Origin of the sequence: Psychrobacter nivimaris, assembly GCF_043419765.1 — a bacterium.
In the GTDB taxonomy this organism is placed as follows: domain Bacteria; phylum Pseudomonadota; class Gammaproteobacteria; order Pseudomonadales; family Moraxellaceae; genus Psychrobacter.
In genome coordinates this window covers 259028-282217 of sequence record NZ_JBHOFX010000003.1, presented here as the reverse complement: position 1 = coordinate 282217, position 23190 = coordinate 259028, and the positions used below count along the sequence as shown (strand labels likewise).

Sequence of the window (23190 nt, the reverse complement as noted above, 5' to 3'; positions counted from 1 at the left end):
TGGAACTTATAGTACTCAATCCTGTTGGATTTTTTTGGCCAATACCTTTTTCCAACTGTCCTCTAAACAGTCAATCGCGAGCCACGGTTCAATCACATTAGTATCAAACTTTTCTTTTGAGTTTGCCAGTTGCCATAGCGTCTCTAATGTTGCAAACGGATAAGGGCGCTCGACCAAATATACAGGTAAATCAGCGTCTATAATGCCATCACGAACGACTTGGAAGTACCAACCAGAGATACCTTGCTTGCTGACCCATGCCGCGATATTTGGTACTTTGGTAAATTGGCCAATTTGATCATTGATTTTGTAGCAAGGACGGCGTGGTTGGACGATACGTAGTTGAACGCTAGTATCATCATTACTAGTGTCTTGACCGTTTTCAAAATGTCCACCATATTGAAAAACATCGCCAATACAAACCGTAGATTCGGTCATTTCAGGCAAACCATCGACAGTTTCAGTCGTCAGGTTTTCACCCAATGTACCGACACGAACCTTTAAACTGAATTCTGCATTGATTTTTCCATATGTCGCAGGCGCTAGCTGATGCACGGCTTTTAATGGGCCACCATGATGTTTGCGGTCAGCCTGTTCATCAGAGGTTAATCCCATAAAGTTGACGGCGACAGGAGATTTGATAGGTGCTTTATCAATGGCGCTCATTTCTTCACGAGCAAATGGCATAGACTTACCAGCGCGAACACAAGTGAGGGTAGCGATATGTAGGGGCAAGTCTTGGTTAAAGTCTGTTAAGGTTTGCTCAGGTGATGACGTGTTCGATTCTGCGCTCATATGGTTTCCTAATAAGTAGAATGAATAGGCGAAGGCGGCTTAACTTTGGCGGTTTAATTTTAGCGGCTAATAAATACTAATATGAAATGAGCTTATCTGTACTCAATGATATGTATCTGATTATACTGGTTCATCACCATAAAATTTACATAAAAAAAGACCAGAATAAGTATTCTGGTCTTTTTGGTGGAGCGTTTCTTAATTTTGAACGAATATCGTCACTGACAAGCTTATTTGTTTTTGTTACGACGGCCCGCAGTTTTCTTTTCGCGAGGCGTAGCAACCAGCTCAGCCAACTGCTCAGGTGATGACCATAGGCCTTCTAGGTCATAAAACTCACGTGCTTGCGGCGTCATCATGTGGACGACAACTGCGCCCAAATCGATCAACGTCCAATCAGAGTCGATGCCACCTTCACGGCCAAGTGGCATAAAACCAGCTTGCTTAGCTTCAGCGCCGACGCTATCAGCCATCGCACGTACATGACGCTTTGAGGTACCATCAGCGATGATGATGCGCTCTGTTACGTCAGTCAACTCTTCTACATTCATTACAGTGATGTTCTTTGCTTTCATATCATCTAGAGCGCTTTGTACTAGGGTCAAGCATTCTGTTAGGCGTTCTGCAGTCATGGTGTTGGTCATAAATTTTAATCTCTTGAATCGTAAATATGTAAAATAAAGGGGTAAAACGTCAATTTGTCTTATCCGACTGATCATATGTTGTCAGTCACGCATAGAGGCAGGATAGGAAAAATGACATAGATAAGGCGATTTTAACGGAATTGAGCAGCAGAATATAGCTGATGGACGATAATATATTGATAAACAGCAGGATTTAGCCATTTAGCTAATGGATTAGATTCAGTATTGCTAATGATATCATTTATTGATGCTATAGATGCGATTTGCCGTTGAGCGACTGGCATTTTATTTGTTTGATCGTCTAGTTTCTGTAGTTGTTCACGTATTTGTGTGCTTGATACTGCAGTAATGGGCCGAGGATCTATATAAATGCGTCCTTGAATGGCGTTTTTCAAGTCAGTGTTATTTGGGTCAGGGCTAGTCGGATCAGTGTTATTTGAGTTTAAGCTATTTGTCGAGTGATGAATAGGTGGAGTTAATAGCTCTATAGGTGAGTCTGTTATATAGGGCTGCAATGACAACGGCAATTGCGTTTTTAAGAAATTAACATCTTGGGTAATCGCTGTATTATTTTTAGAAGAGATAGTGCGGTCAGTAAATTTTTCGCTAATACCATCACTCACATCGGTACTGCTCTGACGATTAAATACCCATAGATTGACATGGTCAGTGAGATGTAAACCATCTTTCCATTTATCTAAACTATGTGCGCTGTCCATACCCATAATAAATATCAAACTGTCATTAGGATATTGCTGTCTTAATGTGCGTACACTATCGATCGTATAGACAGGCGGCGCTTGCCACAGTTCCAACTCATTGATCTGTATCGGCGTATTCTCCGTCGCCAGCTTTAGCATCGCTAAACGATGGTTAGGGTCTGTACTTTGCGTCTTAAATGGCGAGCGTGCATTGGGTAATAAAGACACATGCAGTGTGCGCTGTAGCTGCGTTGCAATTGGTAGTAGGTGCTGATAGACAGACATTGCTACTTCTAAATGACCATTATGTACTGGATCGAACGAGCCGCCAAGATAGGCACGAATGGCAGGTACAGGTGTTTTCTCTTGAGGGTTGTTGCTCGTATTTGGCATAAATAAATGTATAAAAGTAGATAGGGCGCATGTGGTCGTTGATGCACCTTGCTCTTTTACCAGTTAACCTTTTTTAGGGTAAATAATTTGATGATAGCGCTATTGTAGAGGGCAGACGAGCATCTGTCACCACTGTCTGTCACAGAGCACCAATAAAAAACCGACCATCGTAATGATAGTCGGCTTTGTATAGGACTTTAACGGGTAAGTCTTATAGCGATTAAATCAAATCGCTATACGCTTGGATGGCAGTTAACGCGATGGTATAGACGATATCATCGACCAAGGCACCACGTGATAAATCATTAACGGGTTTATTCAAGCCTTGTAGCATAGGGCCGACACTGACGACGTTGGCACTACGCTGTACCGCTTTATACGTCGTGTTACCAGTATTAAGGTCAGGGAAGATAAAGACGTTGGCTTGTCCAGCGACAGGTGAGTCAGGTGCTTTTTGCTTACCGACGCTCATGACAGACGCCGCATCATACTGTAGTGGGCCGTCGACCTTGAGGTCTGGTGCGCGCTCGCGAACGATTTGTGTGGCACGGGCGACTTTTTCGACATCCGCGCCTGCGCCTGATGAGCCAGTAGAGTAGCTGATCATCGCAACTTTTGGATCGATACCAAAGGCAGCAGCAGACTGTGCGGATTGAATGGCAATCTCTGCCAGCTCTTCAGCGTTAGGATCTGGGTTGATCGCACAGTCACCATAGACGACCACTTGCTCAGGCAACAGCATAAAGAACACTGATGACACGAGTGAGTATTGCGGCGCGGTCTTAATCAGCTGGAATGCCGGACGTACTGTGTTGGCAGTGGTATGAATCGCACCTGAGACCAGACCATCGACTTCATCTAGTTGGAGCATGATAGTACCTAGATAGACCGTGTCTTTTAGATATTCAGCAGCAACTTCTGCAGTGGTTTTGCCTTTACGACGATCTACGACAGCAGCGATATATTTGCTCATATCGAGGTTGTCAGGGTCAATGATCTCTAACCCTTCAGGCAACGTCAAATCACGGTTTTTGGCCACTTGCTCAACGTCACTACGCTTAGCAAGTAACACGCAGTTGGCGATACCGCGACTCTGACAGATACAGGCTGCTTCGACCGTACGTGGTTCCGCGCCTTCTGGCAGCACAATACGTTTTTTGGCGTGCTGTGATTTTTTGACCAACTGATGGCGAAACGCTGATGGTGACAGACGCGGCTCATGATTACGGCTGAAGTATTCTTTAATCCAGCTCAGATCCAAATGCGCCGCCACATAACGAGCCACCTCATCAGCACGTTCTGTATCATCACTTGGAATCTCAGAACTCATATGCATCAGGCTCTGTACTGTCTCGTAGCTGTCGCTTTCGACACTCATGACAGGGATGCCAGTTTTGAGCGCTGATTGCCAAAGCTCAGCAACTGTCTCACTTGGAGTGATACCACCTGTCAACACTAGACCTGCCAATGGAATTCCATTGATACAGGCCAATCCAGCAGCTAACAGCAAGTCATCACGGTCGCCGGGCACGACCATTAACGTACCACGCTTAAAGACTTCGTTGACACGTGCCACTGAACGAGCGGTTAGGCTGATACGATTGATACGACGTGTCTTTGCTTCGCCAACATTTAGCCAAGTCGCATCAAGCTCTGTTGCGATATCCCATGTGCGAGGCACAGATAGAGAGTCACTAAAAGGCACCACTCCAATAAGGCGGAATACTTCGGTATTGAACGAAGGCGATAGACGTTGAACCTCTTGCAGGAAGTTCGGATCTAAGCTGACAACGGCCTCACCCGGCGCGACAGGTTGATTATCAAAGGTGTTCGGCACGTCTTGTACCCGCATCAATATCACACCGAGCGTACGTGAATCGATGACACCGCCAAACTCACGAGCATGGACATCCAGTTTGTCTGCTAAATAAGCAGGTTTACTGATGTCAGCGGTACTGACAAATATAATCTTGGCATCGAGCGCGTGGGCAAGTGCACGGTTGATTTGTGAAGCATAAGAGGTCTCAGTGGTTGGCACCAGACCTTCACAGATAATCACGTCATGACCATCATCGATCGTATGAAAATTGGCAATTACTTCTTCCATCAAGTCATCAAGATTGTCATCGCCTAGCATACGCTCAACGTGTTGACGGCTGATAGAGTCAGGCGGATTTAGGCCAAATGCGTGCATGGTCAATGCGCTTGAGCTGTCTAAGCTGTGCTGTTTGTCTAGCGTATCATCTTGCAAAAACGGCTTCATAAAGCCCGCTTTGATACCGTTGTAATCAAAGGCACGGATTAGCCCTAGCGCGGCCGATGTCACACCGATACCGCGACTAATGGGAACAAGTAAAATGGTTTGCATAATGTGTCCTACAATTTATTTTATTTTAGACGTCGAGTCGTTTTGAGCAGCATAAGCAGTGCAGTATAAAAACACGAAGCGCTTTATTTTATTTGTTCTCGGCTTTTTATAAGCCTCTAGAACGATAAGCGCTAGGCATTATAATCAATAGGCTTATACTAAGTTCAATGCTTGACGAGTCTCTTGAGCGATGCGGTATTCTTCATCTGTAGGAATAACCCACAGCTCGACACTGCTACCTTCTGCTTGGAAGCTGCCTTCTTGGCCACCGTACAATCCAGCGTTCTTTTCAGCGTCCATCTTGATACCGAAATGACGCATGACGGCTAAAATACTTGCGCGCGTGGTGACAGAGTTTTCGCCGATACCACCAGTGAATACAATACCGGTAAATTCAGGCAGTGCGCAGCTTAAGCTGGCGAGGTATTTACCAGCGCGGTAGCAGAACATCTCGATGGCGAGCTGCGCATCTTTATGGCCTTCGCTCGCGGCTTGCTCAATAGTACGCAAATCATTTGATAGACCAGAGATACCAAGCAGACCGCTTTCGCTATTTAGCATCTTATCCGTTTCTTCCAAACTAATACCGAGCTGACGTTTCAGATGCATATGTAAGCTTGGGTCGACATCGCCGCTACGTGTGCCCATCATCAGTCCTTCGAGTGGAGTCAGACCCATGCTGGTATCGAGACTTTTGCCATCATATACGGCAGTTGCTGAGCAACCATTACCTAGATGAGCGGTTATCCAGCCATGAGGACCTTTTGCTTCAGTAACCTGACTAGCACGTTCTGAGACGTAGGCATGAGACGTACCATGGAAGCCATAACGACGGATTTTGTGCTCTTCGTATAGATATTTTGGTAACGCATAGCGAAAGGCGACGGGTGGCATAGTTTGGTGAAAGGCGGTATCAAATACCACAACTTGTGGGATATCAGGATAAATAGCTTGAACCGCTTCAATACCCAAAGCATTTGCAGGGTTATGTAGTGGAGCTAGTATCTTTAAGCGTTTTACTTCTTCTAGCGCATGCTGATCAACGCGAACCGCTTCAGAGTACTCACGGCCGCCATGTACCACGCGGTGCCCGACTGCGATGAAATGATATTGCTCTAGTAGCTCTAGAATTTTTTGTAAGGCGAGTTTGTGACTACCACCAGGGATAGAAATCTCTAACTTATCGCCATTTAGCGTGGTGTGTTTGATACGGGCTGTATCGAGACCTAAGTTTTCAGCAAGACCGGTGATACGAGTAGAGTTGTCATCGCTGATCAACGCGTATTTGATAGAAGACGAACCGCAGTTGAGGACTAAAGTGGGGCTGGTTAGGGTTGATGTTTCACTGTTCTTATCATCAAAAGTGGTACTTAGGTTGGCGCTCATACTCTATCCTTAGATTGGTTTTTATAAAGGGCAAATCAATTATATCGTTGGTTCGATACAAAAAAGACGTCTATTGCCACGTCCTGTTTTATTATCATCAAATACTACATCGCTGATATCTCAACGGCTGTAGTAAAGGTCACTGAGACATGATGTCATTATTATATGGAATTGATGAAGTTGATAACCGTCGAGTAAATAAAAATCAGCCATATCTATGCTGGTCATATCAAGCAAGTATATTGGCGATTTTGTTTATACTTGGGCTACTATTTCTGACAGTGATATGCATCCATGCTTATGAGATAATGCGTCTGCATCTCAGGCTAGCATCCTATTGCCGCCGCAAACTGGGAATATAATGTAACACATTTTTGTTTCTACACCACGACAGGGGCAAGGTTTAAAATGTGTGATTAATAAATGGCTAAATATGAAATAAATCAATTATATTCAGTGAGTTATAGAACTATAAATGGATAACCTGTATGAACGGTAGGGCAGTGCTATTGCCCACGAAATTGTAAGAAATATTGTCGAGACACTCATATGTCATACATTCATATCTAAGCTCGCAGACGATATTACTATAAAAATTCGACTAATGTTCTAGAAAATATCCAACATCACGCAAATTTATTCACCAATCATATTCAGTATCCGTACAGCTTTATGTAATAATGCTATGATGAAAATGGTCATAACGGCAGTGCTTTCGCTGCTAGTTTGGCTGTCCATTTATTTTTTATTTATCACGATTTACTATCGCCATTATGCCGTCGTAAGCTCACAGGTTATCTATTATATGTCTACTATACACAGCCCTTCAGCAGCCAAGCATGCTAGCTCGTTCGCTCGTACCAGTCGTCAGGCTGTCGCCACTTTATTTATTGGCAGTGTGGTTATGCTAGGATTGTCAGGTTGCGGGCAAAAAGGCGATCTATATCTGGCAGACTCTAGTAGTCAAACGATAGAGGGCAGTGCGTCTGTACTGGATAGTACTAGCCATCCACAAGATGCAGCCTTTGCGGGTATCGACGATGATAACTATCAAAAAAACCGCTACCTAGAAGAGCAAATGGTGCTACCTGAGCCTAGTACTGACCCCAACGACTATTAATTGCTTAAGCTAACAATTACTAGGCTAATAGTTGCGAGGCTAATAACCGCTAAGCTGAGCCAATGGATAGCGGTTAGGTGCTTTTTAATTAACAGTTTAACTAACTGTCGATTCTTTACTACCTGATTGGCTAAATAGCTTTGCTACCTAAATTTAATTTTCACCCTTGATAATCTGATTATATTAGAGATGTTTATATGAGTCATTCTGAACTACCTGCTGACTTGACCTATTCTGCTACTGGCGAATCCGTTACTATCCAAACTGAGCAAGGGTTGTATGTTGACCCGAAAGCGTTGAGTGCTCACTTGCCAGCGCTAAGCTATCGCGGCGATGCATTGTATATGGAGCAGGTCAGTATCGATGAGTTGGCAAAACAATATGGCACACCATGCTACGTGTATTCAAAGCAAGCAATATTGGACGTTTATCAAGCTTATACTGATAGCTTCGCCAGTCTGAATCATCAAGTATGCTACGCCGTAAAAGCAAACTCTAACCTTGCCGTGCTTGGTGTCTTGGCACAGGCGGGCGCTGGGTTTGATATTGTCTCTCACGGTGAGCTAATGCGTGTGTTAGCGGCAGGTGGCGCAGCATCACGTGTGGTATTCTCAGGCGTTGGCAAAACGTACAGTGATATCGAATATGCGCTGACTCAAGGTATTGGCTGTTTTAACGTTGAATCTATCAGCGAGCTGACTTTAATCAATGAAGTAGCAAAGTCACTTGATAAGCCTGCGCCAATCTCGTTACGCGTCAATCCTAACGTCGATGCCAAAACCCATCCATATATCTCAACAGGTCTTAAAGACAACAAGTTCGGTATCACTCACGAAGACGCACTAGCGGTCTATCAGCAAGCGGCCGATTTATCACATATCGACATCGTTGGTATTGACTGTCATATCGGCTCGCAGTTGACTGAGGTAGAGCCGTTTGTTGCAGCGTTAGATAAAGTTATTGAACTGATACATAGCCTGCGTGATGCTGGTATTGAGTTGCAGCATATCGATTTGGGCGGCGGTTTGGGTGTGCGCTATATCGATGAGACGCCTGTGTCTATAGATGAGTTTGCCCAAGCATTATTGCCAAAACTTAGCGAGCTTGGTTTGACCGTGTTCTTTGAGCCAGGTCGTAGTATCGTTGCCAATGCTGGCGTGCTTTTGACCCAAGTTGACGTACTCAAGCCGACTGAGCATAAAAACTTTGCTATCGTTGATGCCGCTATGAATGACTTGATTCGTCCTGCTTTATATCAAGCTGAAATGGCGGTGATTCCAAGTGTGTTACCTAGTGCTGGTATCGATACGGATGGTACGCAGCCGTGGGATATCGTTGGCGCGATTTGTGAGACGGGTGATTTCTTGGCAAAAGACCGCCTACTATCATTGGCCACAGGCGATGTACTGACCATTACGGGCGCAGGTGCTTACGGCTTTACCATGAGTAGTAACTATAACTCACGCCCGCGTGCTAGCGAAGTGATGGTGTCTGGCGATAATCATCAGCTTATTCGCAAGCGCGAAACAATTGAAGCGTTATATGCAGATGAAGCGTTGTGGCAGGCGCAGTAAGGCGATTAAAGACAAGCCAAAACTATCGCCGTATTTGATAGTTGAAGAGAACCCATTGTGATAATGACAATGGGTTTTTTTATGACTGGATTTTGAGGAAAGTGTTTTTTAATTAAAGCTGATTCTTAATTGAAGGCATGACTTTAGTTGAAGGCAACACCATTCACAAAAATTGGAGTAGCAAGGAAAACGAGTGCAAGTACTACTCACTGTAGACTAAACAAGTTTGACACCGCTAATCGTATTTTTTGGGATTGGTATTATTATGATTGTATCTGACAGCGTGCTAAGATAAGGCATACATAAAAATAGGATAGGACATCAAAGATATGCTAATAGAGTTTACTAAAATGCATGGGTTGGGTAATGATTTCATGGTCATTGATTTAGTGACCCAGCGCTTAGAATTGACCAAGGATTTGGTGCAGTTATTGGGCGATCGTCACCTAGGCATTGGTTTTGATCAATTGCTCGTAGTCGAGCCACCCATGCGCCCTGATGTCGATTTCAGTTATCGTATCTTTAATACTGATGGTACCGAAGTCGAACAGTGCGGCAATGGCGCGCGTTGTTTTGCGCGTTTTGTGCAGGCACGTAAACTGTCATTTAAGCAGCGTCTACGCGTTGAGACGGCTAGCGGTATTATTTCCCTGACTACTGATCGTTATGGGTGGGTAGATGTCGATATGGGCAAGCCTAAATTTGAGCCAGATGAGATTCCGTTTAGCCCAAGAGCGACGACCAAAATCCAAAACACCTATCATCTTGATGTAAATGGTACGCCTGTGCAGCTGTACGTTGCCAATATGGGCAATCCGCACGCTGTGATAAAAGTCGATGACGTACTCGATGCTGAGGTTGAGACTTTGGGTAAGGCAATTGAGTCGCACCCTGCGTTCCCAGATCGCGTCAATGTGGGCTTTATGCAAGTGATGAATCAGCGCCACATTCGTTTGCGTGTGTACGAGCGCGGAGTGGGTGAGACCCAAGCTTGTGGAACGGGCGCGTGTGCAGCAGTAGCCGTTGGTATACGTGAAGGCTGGCTCGATGAAGGTGAGGAAGTCCGCGCGCAGCTATATGGTGGCAGCATGATTATCAAGTGGCAGCCAGGTTATTCGGTTACGATGACGGGTCCGACCGCTTTCGTCTATGAAGGCGTATTTAGTCCAGATGGCCTGATGGCACAAGCGGGTCTTAAACCTAATGCTGAAGGCTGATAACTGTTGTTAGGCCAATCGTATAAATACCAAGGATGGTTCTAATATGGTTATGTCTACCAATAAAGACATTCAGGCGGCGAGCTCAGCACCTTGGCTATCTACTGAGCTGGCCGCTACTATAGAGTCCGATGCTGCGTTACGAGAGCTACTCACACCTGTACATCGTTGGCTCAATACGTTGTCTGTGCGCAACCATTCGCCGCATACTCTGACCGCTTATTTCGCTAGTTTGAATCAACTGGCGTTGTTTTTGCGTGGTAAGCGTCTAACGTGGACACGCTGTGATAAACGGCAACTGGCCCAGCACATCAGTCAACGTCTTGATGAAGATAAGTTGGCGCTTGCCAGTGTTCAGCAAGAGTTGTCTGCGATTCGGCATTTTTATGGTTGGATGATTGAAGAAGAGCTAGCACGTATCAACCCAACCACTGGCTATCAGCTGAAGCGTAGTCCTAGACCGCTGCCTTCTATCGCTGATGTCGATTTACTGACTCAGCTACTCGATCAAGAGATGCCTGATACACCAGAGCAAGCGCGCTTATGGTTGCGTGACAAGGCTATGTTTGAATTGCTCTATAGTAGTGGCTTGCGTGTTGGCGAATTGGTTGCACTCGATATGGCAGATGTAGACTTGTCTGACTTACGGGTACGAGTCACAGGTAAAGGAAATAAAACACGGCTAGTACCATTAGGGATAAAGGCTGCAGAAGCGATTAGTCGCTACCTGCCGCATCGTAACCTGTGGGTAGAGCAGATGGATAGCGCATTGTTCATCAGTGAAAAGCTCGGTACCAGATTATCAACACGGGCAGTGCAGCAGCGTTTAAAAGTTGCTGCCACCCGCGCAGGTATCGCACAGAATATGTATCCACATCTACTGCGTCATTGTTTTGCATCACATATGCTGTCAGGCAGTGGCGACTTGCGCGCCGTACAAGAGATGCTCGGGCATAGTGATATTAGCACCACGCAAATTTATACTCACGTTGATTTTGCAAAATTAACGCAGGTTTATGATCGCGCGCATCCACGAGCAACTCATGCTCAAAATGAAGAATTGCCTTAGCAATTAGGCACGAAATCCACTGTAATTAATCATCTACGCCAAACGATGGCAATCAAAGATAGGTAGTTTTTGGCGGCCTTGCTCTTGCGATTGCTTGTCTAATGACGCCATGACGATGGCATATTGTTTATCCAGTTCGCTATCGTCATAGCTTGCGATAATACTACTATCAAACGCTGTAATAGCTGCATGTCCCCATGTCTGGCGGGTACTACCATCTTTGTAGAGATGATCACCACCTTGCGCTGCGCCAATGACCATACATTGACTATCTAGAGCACGCGCTCGTAACAGCAGCGACCAGTGTGCTTGCCCAGTCAAGTACGTAAAGGCAGAAGGGGCACTCAATAGTTCAGCACCTGCTTGTCGCAGACGCTTCGCCAATGCTGGGAAGCGTAAATCAAAACATACCATCATGCCGAGTTGATAGACTGTATTGCCTACTGCTAGTGGCGCAATTACGGTCTGGGTACCTGGCTCAAAGGTCGCCGCTTCGTTATAGCAGCCATGCTTATCGGCCACAGTTGCGGTAAACAGGTGAATCTTGTCGTAGCGTGCGACGCGGGTGCCATCTGGTGCAAACAGCTGGCTCACTTGGCGCAATCTACCATCAGGAACGACAGTGCCATTAGGACGATAATGGCAGGGTAACGAGCCTGCTAGTACATGGATACCAGCAGTGCGGGCGTAGTCTGCTATCGTCGCTGATAAGTCATCAAAACGCTCGGCAGTAGCAGATTGCTGCCCCATACTACAGCAGTTCTCAGGCAATACAACGAGCTCAGCCCCTTGGCCTTGTGCATCGATGATGGCAGCTTTGATATCTGCTAGATTATCCTCAACATTCTGCTGACTGTTCATTTGAATAGCAGCGACGTTAAGTTGATGGTTACTTAAATTCATGACAATATTCCTATTTGGTGTGAGCTGTATTGGTCATTTACCGTAATTTATTTATTATAATATTTTCGCGGTAATGAGCAGACTGCTCGTATTTATGGATTGCTCATCCTTGCCAAGATGGTAGTCTGCTATTGATAGCAAACCAAACGTATCCAGACAAAACATAAATTATCATAGCAAAATTGTGGCAAAAAATGCTATCGTCATGTCCTGATAAGATTTATGTCGTTACCTTTACTGACAGAATAAACACAATATCACTAAGATCGGAGTGCAATAAGCCGCCCATGAGTATGTCGTTCGGATTGGCGACCACGCTGAGCAACTCACAAAAGCTAACCCCGCAAATGCAGCAAGCCATAAAATTGCTGCAGCTCTCTAGTCTTGAGCTCGCACAAGAGGTTCAGGCAAAACTAGATAGTAATCCATTACTTGAACGTATCGAAAACGATGACGAATACGACAGTGGTGACGATGAAATAGAGGAGTGGAGCGAGCCGTTGACGCTTGATAGCTGGAATCAAAGTAGCAGTGACTCATTTGACTCAGTACCTACTACCAGTACAGAGTACGGCGGCGATAGTAGCGATAGCTTCAGTGATAGTTTGGACAAATTACAACAACCTAATATCGATGATAGTGCAATAGATGTAGATAGCTACAGCAGTTCTGATGCCGATAGCTTTGATATAGGTAGCTTTGACACTGGTAACTATGCCTCTACCGCAGCGGGCTCTGGCAATAGTAGGGGTGATGAAGATTTTGATAGTTACCAAGGCGGTACATCGTCTACCATTCAAGATCATGTGCGCTGGCAGCTGAACTTTAAGCGTCTATCAGAGGCCGATACGCTGATTGCAGAATATTTAATAGACTCCATGGATGATATGGGCTTTATTCGAATTGATATAGATGAGCTACTGCAGAGCTTTGATACGATGGCAAGTTTCTATCAATGGGACGAGCGCGTTGAAAAAGAAGAAGTCTTGACGGTATTACGTATTATCCAGTCCTGTGATCCCGTTGGCGTAGGGGCGCGTCATTTAAGTGAATGCTTATCGATTCAGCTATCCAAGCTAGATGCCCACACCGAATATCTACAAGAAGCCCAAGCGCTACTATCAGCGAGCGAGCATTTAGTCAGCAATAATATTAAAGCACTGACTGAATGTGCAGGGCTTGCACCAGAATATATTACACCTGCGCTTACGCTACTACGTACCTTAAACGCTTCGCCAGGGCTGCTATTTCAATCTAGCCAGCCTGACTATGCCCAGCCGCCTGAGAGCTATGATATTCCAGATGTGTTGGTCACACCTGTTAGAAACAATAAGGCGACAAGTAACTCTGAAGTAGAAGAGGATGGCTGGTATGTACGCCTCAATCCAGACACCCTACCAAAACTACGCGTAAACCAAGAATATGCCAACTTAGTCAAGCGTGGCGATGACAGTCCTGACAATCAATATCTGCGCGAAAACCTCACTGATGCTCGATTGTTTATTCGTAGTATCGAAGAGCGCAATCAAAACCTACTCAAAGTAGCGACCAGCATTGTACGCTATCAACAAGAATTCCTGCAGCATGGTGCAACCGCCATGCAACCTCTGATATTAAAGGCCATTGCTGAAGAAGTTGACTTGCACGAGTCTACGGTCTCACGCCTTACCACCAGTAAAACCATCTTGACGCCGCAAGGGTTGTTTTCTTTGAAATACTTCTTCTCCTCTCACGTAAGTAGCGCTGATGGAGATATCTCATCGACCGCTATCAGTGCCATGATTAAAAAGCTCATCGCTGACGAAGATCCTAAAAAGCCCTTATCAGACAGTCGTATCAAAGATGAGCTGTTAGCAGATGGTATCGATATAGCCAGAAGAACCGTCGCCAAATATCGTGAAGCAATGAATATTGGCTCGTCTACTCAGCGCAAACAGAAATACTAATTGTCTAAGTTCATCTTTCTATTAAGCTCAGCTTTCCATAAGGTCAATGGCTACCTGTCTGCATAGTGTAATACAGATATAAAAAATAAAATTTTTTGATTATATAGAAACCAAGTAGAAATAATAGGTATTGTTACACTTAATTACAATTTAACGGCTTGCTACTGGACGATTTTCATGACAAATTAGAGTCATACCAACAACGAAAACCAAGTGCCGATTTATAGTATTTATTTACAACTAATAAAGGAGACGATAAAAGGATACGTCGACACATTACTAGAGGCATTGGTGTAGTTAGTGGTAAGGCAGGATGATAAGAGCAAGAATGCTACCTCATCTGTTGATTGTAAGTTACAAATAAAAGGACAACAATATGAATGTTTCTATCAGTGGTCATCATATCAGCGTTACAGAAGCTATGGACACAGCAGTACGCGAGAAGCTTGAAAAAGTAGAGCGTCACTTCGATCAGATACAAAGTATTCAAGTGATTTTATCTTTAGACAATAGCGGTGCTAGCGACGGCGGTAAAAAGAGCCATAAAGCTGAAGCAATTATGCGTGTCTCGGGTCAAGAAATGTTTGTCCAAGCGTATGAAGATGATATGTATAAAGCCATTAACGAGATGGCAGACAAGCTAGATAGACAAGTACGTAAGTATAAAACCCGTCAAGAGCGCAAAAAGACTCAGGGTGCAGGACGCGATAGTCGCTATCAGGATCTAACCCCTGCAGAAGCAGTACCAGCAGCATAGTTCGAGTCTAAAAACTTGAACATTATCGTTACAAGCTAGTGAAAGCAGACTAAGAGAATAAAAAATTTATAAGTAGCTGCTGCATTATTTTGTAATTGACATAAAAAAAGACCTCTAACATGTAATACGTTGAGGTCTTTTTTAGTACTCGTAAATTTAGAACGAAAATGAACTAGCTGTCAGCTCAAGCTTATCTATCTAAACATTATTAACCACCACCGACGGCCTGTACTACTTCTATATTCATACCTTCTACGATACGCAGTTGAGCAAGCTCGCTCTTTGGCATCAACTCGCCGTCGACTTCTACAGCGTAACGACCTTGGCTAAGACCAAGCTCATTGATAACCAGTTGCACAGTCTGATGAGTGGTTTGCAAGCTTTTACCATTGACACTAATGGTGCTCATATTAAATACTCCCTAATATTTTAAAATTCCTGTTTATCCGCTATTCACTACGTATCTTTTGTTTTGTTACTGATAGTTTGTCGCAGCTAATGCAAAGAGCTAAAAATTACAATAAATATTAAATAGCTCAGCTAACTGAGTCTTTTAGTCGAAAGGCGGAAACGACCAACCATAGCCAACCTGCAATCATAAGAACGCCGCCAATAGGCGTAATCGCACCGAACCAGCGCGGTGCACCAAGCGTCATTGCATATAAGCTACCAGCAAAGATTATAATGCCAATTTGTAGTAACCAAGCGGTTGTCTGAGTAATATATTTCAAACGAATCAGTAAGCCAACAAGCAGTAGTCCAAGCGCATGTACGAACAAATACAGCGTTGCCGTATGCCACCATTCAAGCTGTTGAATGCTGACACGACCTTCTAGGCCATGCGCACCAAATGCACCTAAGGCCACGGCGATAGCCATATTAATTGCGGCAATACCGATCCAATTTAACATTGAACAACTCGTATCATCTTAAGGCTACTGAATATCATCTGGCAAAATCACACTATCAATGGTCATCGCATCACGAATCTTGTCCATGGCATTTTTCTCAATCTGACGGACTCGCTCAGCTGAGATAGAGTAAACCGCAGCTAACTCATGCAAAGTAGATTTTTGCTCAGATAACCAACGCTGCTCGACGATATCACGCGAACGATCATCTAAAGTGCCCATAGCAGCGATGAGTGCTGATGAATTATTCTCTTCCCAATCCGCCTCTTCTAACTGCTCAGCTGGATCGATACCATCTTCCAAAAATAGCTGAGGTGCGTAGCGACCATCATCATCGTCGCCTGACTGCGCCTCAAACGAAGCATCATAAGAGGTTAGACGTGATTCCATCTCTAACACTTGCTTGCGCGTGACATTCAAGTCATTAGCGATAGCATCCGCTTCTTCTAGTGTCAGCTGATTGTTGGTTTTCTTAAGGCTGCGCAAGTTAAAGAATAATTTACGATGAGCCTTGGTGGTCGCAACTTTGACGATACGCCAGTTGCGAATCACGAACTCATGAATTTCAGCTTTAATCCAATGTACGGCAAACGACACCAGACGTACGCCTTTATTCGGGTCAAAACGTTTGACTGCTTTCATCAATCCTAAGTTACCTTCTTGGATTAAATCTGCTTGCGGCAATCCATAGCCCGAGTAGCTACGTGCGATATGAATCACAAAACGTAAATGCGACATTACCAGCAGACGAGCAGCTTCAACATCACCTTCATCATAATAGCGATGTGCCAGCTCTTGCTCTTGCACTGGCGTCAAAATAGGAATTTGATGGACAGTATTGATATACGCACCCAAGTTGACCCCTGGCGCTGACAAGTGAGTTGGCATAGCTGGTACCAAGTCGCGCGTACTGGTATTGCCCAATGTACTCGCGTCATAAGGTGGTCGCTGAGCCGCGGCCTTTAATGCAGCATCGCGTGCATCATTTTTTATAGGAGCTGAGCCATCTTTTTTATTTGTATTTACAGCATCAGTAGAAGTATTAGCCATATTCTTGACCTTGGTTAAATAGTTAAGCAAATAGTCAGATAAAAATCTTTATGATTTAATTGTAAAGGATAGCAGCGCTTAGTTGCTATCAGTTTTGGTAATGATGAAGTGATATATTGTAGCGAAACGCTGTAATGATGTGCCATCAACTGACGAATGGTCAGTAACTTCATTGACCACTAGCTTCAAATAATCCGCCGTCTGTGATTGCTGACTTTGTCGACAAAACGCTGTGATATCAGCTTGCGAGTTAGGGTCGGTTGCAACCACATACAGTGATTCGCCAACTGTTACGTCACGTAATGCGACCTTAGTTTTTAACAATGGCATCGGGCATGCAAGACCGCGTCCATCAACAAAACCTTTTATATTTAGTTCAGATTGCGCTGTAGCTACATTATCTGAGTTATGACTTTCAATCGGTAGCAGCTCTAGTAAACTCGCAATATCGTTCTGCTGTGCATCAGTCAAATTCGCTGATAACTGTATAGAATGCGATACACGTTCGATAACTAATTCACTAGCAGCGGGCATAACTTAAACCTTGTAGATATCTATATTTTAATTTGTTTTATTAGCAATAGGCTTTGATATCGAGTACGAACATAATCCAGCAATCATAAATTATGAGGTCGCCATCACAGTCATCTAAACTTACTATCATTGTTGCTTATTATACCAAATAGACAATGTATAGTTGCAGTTGAATATAATCAACGCTGTGTTCGGTTCACTAGAACCATATAAGCAAGAGTTGCACGATTAGCAATTACCCGATTAAGAGTCATACGATTGAGACTTACTGCATAAATAATGACCCAATGAATAATTACACAGCTATGTTGCGCAATCGTGACGGGTGGCTAAGTTATTGGTAGTTAAGTTCATTGTAGAATTGACCTTGGATAAACAAGCTCGTATAGTCGAAAAGACGTCGTCAATTATCTTATAGGATATGCACTTGTACCAGGCTAATAGAACGAAGCGACCTGACAGCAACAACTCTTTAGTAGCCAAAAGCTCCGTAGGCTTACCAATTATATTCTCTAAGCAAAAAGGTAGACGTCATTTTATGAGTTTAACTTTGCCAAATAGTATCAAGGTAGGGCTGTCAATGATGCTACTAGTCATGGCTAGCGGTGCGCATAGTCGTGAGAGTCAAACGCTGCCATTTGCTGATAGCTCGTGGCAAGACACAGATTCGCAAACGCTAGATCTACCAAATCTGCGCGGGCAAGGCTTAAGCTTTGCTGAGCAATATCAGAATAAAATGCTTGGCGAGTGGTCATTACAGAATATCAATGGCCGCGTCAGAATGGAACATGATCCTTGGGTACAAGAAACGATAAAAGACATGACGTGGCGTCTCAATGCCCAAGCCCGTCAGCAAGCACCACTTGGTGTTGTTATCATTGATAACCCCAGTATCAATGCCTTTGCAGCGCCTGGCGGCGTAATCGGTATCAACACTGGAACGATACTGTCAGCTAGTAGCATGGATGAGCTGGCAAGCGTCGTCGCGCATGAAGTTGCGCATATCAGTCAACGGCACTACGAAAGCGGCGCTGACGAACGTAAAAAAGCCTTGCTGATGCAGCTAGGTGGTATGCTAGCTGCGATTGCTGCCTCAGCTGTCGATGGTGATGCCGCTGCGGCTGTGATGATGGGCAGTCAGACAGCCTCTATGAATAGCAGTATGGCCTTTAGCCGTAGTAACGAGCGTGAGGCTGACCGAGTAGGGATGCAGATTATGACCCAAGCGGGTTATGATCCTCGGGCGATGCCACGGTTTTTTGCCACGATGAATCAACAGAGTCAGTTAAATCAAGTTGAGAATCAATTTTTACCGAGCTTTGTACGCTCACATCCTCTGAGTAATGAGCGGTTGAGCGAGTCACAAAGTCGCGCTCAGCAGTATCCAGCGCTCTCATTGAGCCAGCAGCAGCGCCATCAAGCATTGTTTGATTTGTTGTATTGGCGTGTGCAAGTGACTGGTAAACATGCATCCGAAGTCACACTGACAACGGCCGCTAAAAACAGTCTCGGGGCCAAACTTGCGCTAATGCATTGGTATGGAGAGCAGCAACGCTTTACAGATGCTAATAAGGTATTGGCTGAGATAAATGCGTTATCAAGCACGCAGCGTCAGAATTTAGAGCCTCTATTGTCGATTACCCACAGTCAGCTATTAAGTGAACAAGGTAAATGGCAACAAACCGTAGATGTCTTAGAGAGCCAGCAGCGTATATATCCGGAGCGCCGTGATTTACGCCTTTATCTAGCCGAAGCGCTGACTAATAGTAGTCAGCCGATAAAAGCCCAAGCGCTGTTGAAACCACTAACAGAACAGCAGCCAAGCGATCGTTATGCATGGCAAAGCTTGCAACTCGCCAATGAAAAACTTGCTAAGACCACCACCTCACCACAGTTAGCCAATATTGCGACGATTAATGCATTGCGCTATCGCAGTTATGATCAGCTGTGGAATGGGCGTTATGAGAGTGCGCTGACCTCTTTGACACAAGCCAAACAATTGACGAAAAATCTGCAAACCACAGATCAGGCTACTAGTGCGCGTCCGTTATTGGCCAATATTAATGCAGAACTCAAAGCAATAAAAACCGCCCAAGACTTTAAGCCTTAGACGGTTATTTGTACAGATTAGCCTGCCAATCAATAGCAAGTGCTAGCCTTGTAGCGCTTCTTTGACCATTTTAGAAATCAAAGCAGGATCAGCACGGCCAGCTGTTTTATTCTTTAAAACACCCATGACGCTACCCATATCACGCATAGACGTAGCACCTTGCTCAGCGATTTCAGCATTTACCAATGCCATGATCTCGTCTTGATTCATTTGCTGTGGCATAAACTCGTTGATGATGTCAATCTCAAACTGCTCTTTGGTGGCCAAGTCATCACGGCCATTTTCTGTAAAGATAGTTAATGATTCTTGACGCTGCTTTAGCTGCTTTTGCAAAACTTCTAATACTTGCGCATCATCAAGTTCTGTTTGACGATCAATCTCGATTTGTTTCACTACTGACTGTACATTGCGCAGTACTTTGACGCGCTCAAGCTCACGAGCTTTCATTGAAACTTTGATATTGTCTGATAACGTCTGTTTAAGTTGGCTCACTGCTATTATCCTTATCGATCTGTTAAATGCTATTCGTTAGATGTCGTTTGTTAAATTTTTAGAACCAAACCTGCTGATAGTGGTTTTAATAAAAAATTATGTCAGCAGCAATAACAAAAATTGTAGCATAAAAAACGCCACTGATATCGATTGATAACAGTGGCGTTAGTGTAGCGCTTGTACTTAGCTAATCAGATTACTGATTAGTACATACGAGTGGTACGAATAGTTTCGCGTTGTAACTTCTTCTTATAACGCTTTACGGCAGCAGCTTTTTTACGCTTACGTACTTGCGTTGGTTTTTCATAAAACTCACGCTTACGTACGTCTGATAATACACCAGCTTTTTCACAAGCACGTTTGAAACGACGGATAGCGATATCAACTGGTTCGTTTTCTTTAACCTTAACTGCAGGCATGAAGACTCCTCGATTAGGATGAGATATAAGGGCATTAGTTTGGCTGTGTATTAGTATTTAGCCGTAATATCTCAAGATTACAGGCATCAGCTCAAACTAGGACAATTCTCACGCGTTAGCGTAAGGGCAGGTATTTTAATAAAAAATACCAACAAAGTCAATGATTTTAAGCATTTATTGCCGATAGGTTATTCAATTAGATAGCTATTTGAATTTGGCTCTCAAGCTATGAGTTCGACATATATACAACGCTTTATCAATAAAAAACCCCTACCGTCTATAACGGTTTGATTGGAGTTTATGCTATGATAATTCCCATATTATAGTAAGCCTATAAACCGTTTTGTGTGTATTTTATTGAGGATGTTGGAATGAAAAAAACAGTATTTAACACGGCATTAAGCACCGCACTTATCGTAGCTTTAGGTGTGAGCGTGAGCGCTTGTAGTGGCGGCGAAGAGCATGAAGAAGTAATGGCAATCGATCGCGTTGATGAAGCTGCTGAACTTGCCATCAAAAATGCGCCACCAGCTGAAGAAATGGAATTCCCAGAGACAGCACCAATGCCAGCAGCTGATGCAGCGGGTACAGAAGCTGACGGTACAGCTACTGCTGAAGCAGGAACGGCTGACGCTGATACTACAGAAGCAGCAGCTACCGATAGTACGGATACAGCCGCTGCTCCTACTGACAGCGCTGATATGGCGGCTACTGACGATACAGCTGCAGCCACTGCTGAGTAATTTAGTGCTGAATTGACCATTAGCTCAATTGACTATTAAACAGTCGTTGGTCGTATACGTAAGTACTTTAAGCTGATATAACGCATCACTAATTGATTGCAGACTGACTAAGTAAGGGTAAAACCATGATTGATATACAACTGTATATGAACAAGCTGAAGTTGTCTGTGATCGGCATGAGCGTGGTATTTACTGTGAGTGCTTGTAGCGGTGATAACACAGCCACTGAAGAGTCTACAGCAGCCAATGAGCCTGTTACCGCTATAGAAGAGACAGCTGTAGCAGAAACCGAAGGCACGACGCCTGAGTCTGTGGTTGATCCAGAATCAGAATCAGAAGCAGCAACAGAGTCTGCCGACATAGTAGATGACGCAGTAGCAACACCTGAAACTGATTCTGAAGTGTTGGCCGCAGATGCAGGTGCTAAACTGTATGAATCAAACTGTCAGGTTTGTCATGCTGCAGGTTTACTCGATGCGCCAAAGTATGGTGATACAGCGGCTTGGACAGCTCGTCTAACTAAAGACAAAGAAACGCTGTATATGCACTCGGCTAAAGGCTTTAATAAAATGCCAGCGCAAGCGGTAAATGGTGTGACCGAAGCACAAGTTAAAGCGGCTGTTGATTATATGCTAGCGTCGGTAAGCTGATACGGTATATATAGAGTATGTCAGCTATTGAAATTTGCTAAACTGGCCGTCATTGTGACTGACAATGACGGTTTTTTTATGCACATTTTTTGTCATGCCAGTCTGAGAATATACAGCTGTATTAAGCGAGTTTAAGATAGTGTGTGGCTGATTGTATTATAGTCGGTGAACTCTAAACCGCTACGGCGTTACCCTCCTTAGATGTACTACTTGTACAATCTGCAGTCGGCTGCCTTGTACTCATTTTAGAGTTCTTTGACTATAGTTATCCAATTTTTCAAAATGATGTAAGATAAAAGTGCGACAAAAATAGCACGAAAACGAAAGTATAAAGGCAAAAGTATGAAAGTATTGGGCTTAGAGACCTCTTGTGATGAGACGGGGCTGGCGATTTTTGATAGTGAGCAAATAAATAGCGACAACCAAGGTTTGGTCGGGCAAGTACTGTACTCACAAATTGAGCTGCACGCACTTTATGGTGGCGTTGTGCCTGAGCTTGCTAGCCGCGATCATATTCGTAAGCTCGTGCCGTTATTGAATGAGCTGCTAGAGCAATGTGATATGAAAAAAAGCGACATCGATGCGATTGCCTATACTAAAGGACCTGGTCTTATTGGTGCATTGATGACAGGCGCACTGTTTGGTCGTAGCTTGGCATATGGTTTGGATATTCCAGCGATTGGTATTCATCATATGGAGGGGCATCTTTTGGCGCCGCTTATGGGCGCGAACCCTCCGGCATTTCCTTTTGTCTCGCTACTAGTATCTGGTGGGCATACGTTACTAATTGCTGCTCACGGCGTAGGGCAGTATGAGATATTGGGTGAGTCGATAGATGATGCGGCGGGTGAGTGCTTTGATAAAGCGGCTAAGATGCTAGGTTTACCTTATCCTGGCGGCCCTAATATTGCCAAACTGGCAGAAACTGGTAATCCTGATGCTTATGCACTACCAAGACCAATGCTACATCGCGGTCTAGACTTTTCGTTTAGTGGTATGAAAACAGCCGTACATAATCTGATTAAAGATACGCCACATTCAGGAGGGTCGGGTAATGGCGCTGATAGTGATCCACAGATTCGTGCTGATATTGCCGCGAGTTTTCAGCATGCAGTGGTCGACACGCTAGTGAAAAAATGTGTCAAAGCACTTAAGCAAGCAGATATGAGCCGCTTAGTAATTGCAGGCGGGGTCAGTGCCAATACTCATCTGCGCGAGACGTTAGAAGCGGAACTGGCTAAGATCAATGCGACGGTTCATTATGCACCGCCTGCGCTATGTACGGACAATGGTGCGATGATTGCTTACGCAGGTTTTGAGCGCTTGCAAGCAGGACAATCTGATGATTTGGCTGTTAGCTGTATTCCGCGTTGGCCGATGACAGAATTGCCAGCCGTATAAATGAGCA

22 protein-coding genes are annotated in these 23190 nt (G+C 44.3%); 10 read left to right on the top strand and 12 right to left on the bottom strand.

Annotated elements, in window-relative coordinates; all coding sequences use genetic code 11:
• Positions 1–15 precede the first annotated feature (15 nt).
• From ACHEVO_RS07930 to ACHEVO_RS07910, 5 genes are all read right to left on the bottom strand, one after another.
• Positions 16–795, bottom strand: coding sequence for an MOSC domain-containing protein (locus ACHEVO_RS07930; protein WP_298808745.1), 780 nt, complete (start codon positions 793–795; stop codon positions 16–18).
• Positions 796–1025: 230 nt separating this feature from the next.
• Complete coding sequence (gene rsfS, locus ACHEVO_RS07925; protein ID WP_057758112.1) at positions 1026–1439, bottom strand: ribosome silencing factor; 414 nt, start codon at positions 1437–1439, stop codon at positions 1026–1028.
• A gap of 131 nt (positions 1440–1570) precedes the next feature.
• Positions 1571–2533 (bottom strand): nicotinate-nicotinamide nucleotide adenylyltransferase, encoded by a 963-nt coding sequence (locus tag ACHEVO_RS07920; protein WP_394124540.1) that lies wholly within the window; start codon positions 2531–2533, stop codon positions 1571–1573.
• A gap of 220 nt (positions 2534–2753) precedes the next feature.
• Positions 2754–4901 (bottom strand): phosphate acetyltransferase, encoded by a 2148-nt coding sequence (pta, locus tag ACHEVO_RS07915; RefSeq protein ID WP_394124539.1) that lies wholly within the window; start codon positions 4899–4901, stop codon positions 2754–2756.
• A 153-nt stretch (positions 4902–5054) separates the two neighbouring features.
• On the bottom strand, positions 5055–6287 hold the full coding sequence (locus ACHEVO_RS07910) for an acetate/propionate family kinase (RefSeq protein WP_394124538.1): 1233 nt from the start codon (positions 6285–6287) through the stop codon (positions 5055–5057).
• An 805-nt stretch (positions 6288–7092) separates the two neighbouring features.
• On the opposite strand from ACHEVO_RS07910, the gene lptM reads away from it, so the two are divergent.
• From lptM to ACHEVO_RS07890, 4 genes are all read left to right on the top strand, one after another.
• Positions 7093–7407 carry an LPS translocon maturation chaperone LptM gene (gene lptM / locus ACHEVO_RS07905; protein WP_057758119.1) on the top strand — a complete coding sequence of 105 codons (315 nt, stop codon included), beginning with the start codon at positions 7093–7095 and terminating at the stop codon, positions 7405–7407.
• 344 nt (positions 7408–7751) lie between these two features.
• On the top strand, positions 7752–8981 hold the full coding sequence (gene lysA / locus ACHEVO_RS07900; protein ID WP_394124733.1) for a diaminopimelate decarboxylase: 1230 nt from the start codon (positions 7752–7754) through the stop codon (positions 8979–8981).
• Positions 8982–9310: 329 nt separating this feature from the next.
• Complete coding sequence (gene dapF / locus ACHEVO_RS07895) at positions 9311–10198, top strand: diaminopimelate epimerase (protein ID WP_165597574.1); 888 nt, start codon at positions 9311–9313, stop codon at positions 10196–10198.
• A 46-nt stretch (positions 10199–10244) separates the two neighbouring features.
• Positions 10245–11267, top strand: a complete 1023-nt coding sequence (locus ACHEVO_RS07890; RefSeq protein ID WP_394124537.1) for a tyrosine recombinase XerC — start codon at positions 10245–10247, stop codon at positions 11265–11267.
• Between the two features lie 33 nt (positions 11268–11300).
• Here ACHEVO_RS07890 and ACHEVO_RS07885 read toward each other — a convergent pair whose 3' ends face one another.
• Positions 11301–12170: a nitrilase-related carbon-nitrogen hydrolase gene (locus ACHEVO_RS07885; protein ID WP_394124536.1), complete on the bottom strand. Its 870-nt coding sequence runs from the start codon at positions 12168–12170 to the stop codon at positions 11301–11303.
• A 287-nt stretch (positions 12171–12457) separates the two neighbouring features.
• Here ACHEVO_RS07885 and rpoN point away from each other — a divergent pair, with 287 nt between their 5' ends.
• Both rpoN and hpf read left to right on the top strand, forming a co-directional pair.
• On the top strand, positions 12458–14116 hold the full coding sequence (gene rpoN, locus ACHEVO_RS07880) for an RNA polymerase factor sigma-54 (protein ID WP_394124535.1): 1659 nt from the start codon (positions 12458–12460) through the stop codon (positions 14114–14116).
• 376 nt (positions 14117–14492) lie between these two features.
• Entirely contained in the window at positions 14493–14873 is a 381-nt protein-coding gene (gene hpf, locus ACHEVO_RS07875; protein WP_057758130.1) for a ribosome hibernation-promoting factor, HPF/YfiA family, read from the top strand.
• Between the two features lie 208 nt (positions 14874–15081).
• On the opposite strand, the gene thiS is transcribed toward hpf, so the two are convergent.
• The 4 genes from thiS to ACHEVO_RS07855 form a co-directional block, all read right to left on the bottom strand.
• Positions 15082–15282: a sulfur carrier protein ThiS gene (gene thiS, locus ACHEVO_RS07870; protein WP_057758131.1), complete on the bottom strand. Its 201-nt coding sequence runs from the start codon at positions 15280–15282 to the stop codon at positions 15082–15084.
• Between the two features lie 127 nt (positions 15283–15409).
• Positions 15410–15784, bottom strand: coding sequence for a DUF423 domain-containing protein (locus ACHEVO_RS07865; protein WP_394124534.1), 375 nt, complete (start codon positions 15782–15784; stop codon positions 15410–15412).
• Between the two features lie 24 nt (positions 15785–15808).
• Entirely contained in the window at positions 15809–16672 is an 864-nt protein-coding gene (rpoH, locus tag ACHEVO_RS07860; RefSeq protein WP_394124732.1) for an RNA polymerase sigma factor RpoH, read from the bottom strand.
• A 240-nt stretch (positions 16673–16912) separates the two neighbouring features.
• Complete coding sequence (locus ACHEVO_RS07855; RefSeq protein ID WP_394124533.1) at positions 16913–17368, bottom strand: sulfurtransferase TusA family protein; 456 nt, start codon at positions 17366–17368, stop codon at positions 16913–16915.
• 538 nt (positions 17369–17906) lie between these two features.
• Here ACHEVO_RS07855 and ACHEVO_RS07850 point away from each other — a divergent pair.
• Positions 17907–19478, top strand: a complete 1572-nt coding sequence (locus tag ACHEVO_RS07850; protein ID WP_394124532.1) for a M48 family metalloprotease — start codon at positions 17907–17909, stop codon at positions 19476–19478.
• A gap of 42 nt (positions 19479–19520) precedes the next feature.
• Here the strand turns inward: ACHEVO_RS07850 and ACHEVO_RS07845 are convergent, their stop codons facing one another.
• Positions 19521–19970, bottom strand: a complete 450-nt coding sequence (locus ACHEVO_RS07845; protein ID WP_102094673.1) for a GatB/YqeY domain-containing protein — start codon at positions 19968–19970, stop codon at positions 19521–19523.
• A gap of 203 nt (positions 19971–20173) precedes the next feature.
• A complete protein-coding gene (rpsU, locus tag ACHEVO_RS07840; protein WP_010195908.1) occupies positions 20174–20389 on the bottom strand; it encodes a 30S ribosomal protein S21 in 216 nt (71 codons plus the stop codon).
• A gap of 371 nt (positions 20390–20760) precedes the next feature.
• Between rpsU and ACHEVO_RS07835 the strand changes: the two genes are divergently transcribed.
• From ACHEVO_RS07835 to tsaD, 3 genes are all read left to right on the top strand, one after another.
• On the top strand, positions 20761–21132 hold the full coding sequence (locus ACHEVO_RS07835; RefSeq protein WP_394124531.1) for a hypothetical protein: 372 nt from the start codon (positions 20761–20763) through the stop codon (positions 21130–21132).
• Positions 21133–21257: 125 nt separating this feature from the next.
• A complete protein-coding gene (locus ACHEVO_RS07830; protein ID WP_394124530.1) occupies positions 21258–21782 on the top strand; it encodes a c-type cytochrome in 525 nt (174 codons plus the stop codon).
• A gap of 342 nt (positions 21783–22124) precedes the next feature.
• Entirely contained in the window at positions 22125–23183 is a 1059-nt protein-coding gene (gene tsaD, locus ACHEVO_RS07825) for a tRNA (adenosine(37)-N6)-threonylcarbamoyltransferase complex transferase subunit TsaD (RefSeq protein ID WP_191114618.1), read from the top strand.
• Positions 23184–23190: the final 7 nt, after the last annotated feature.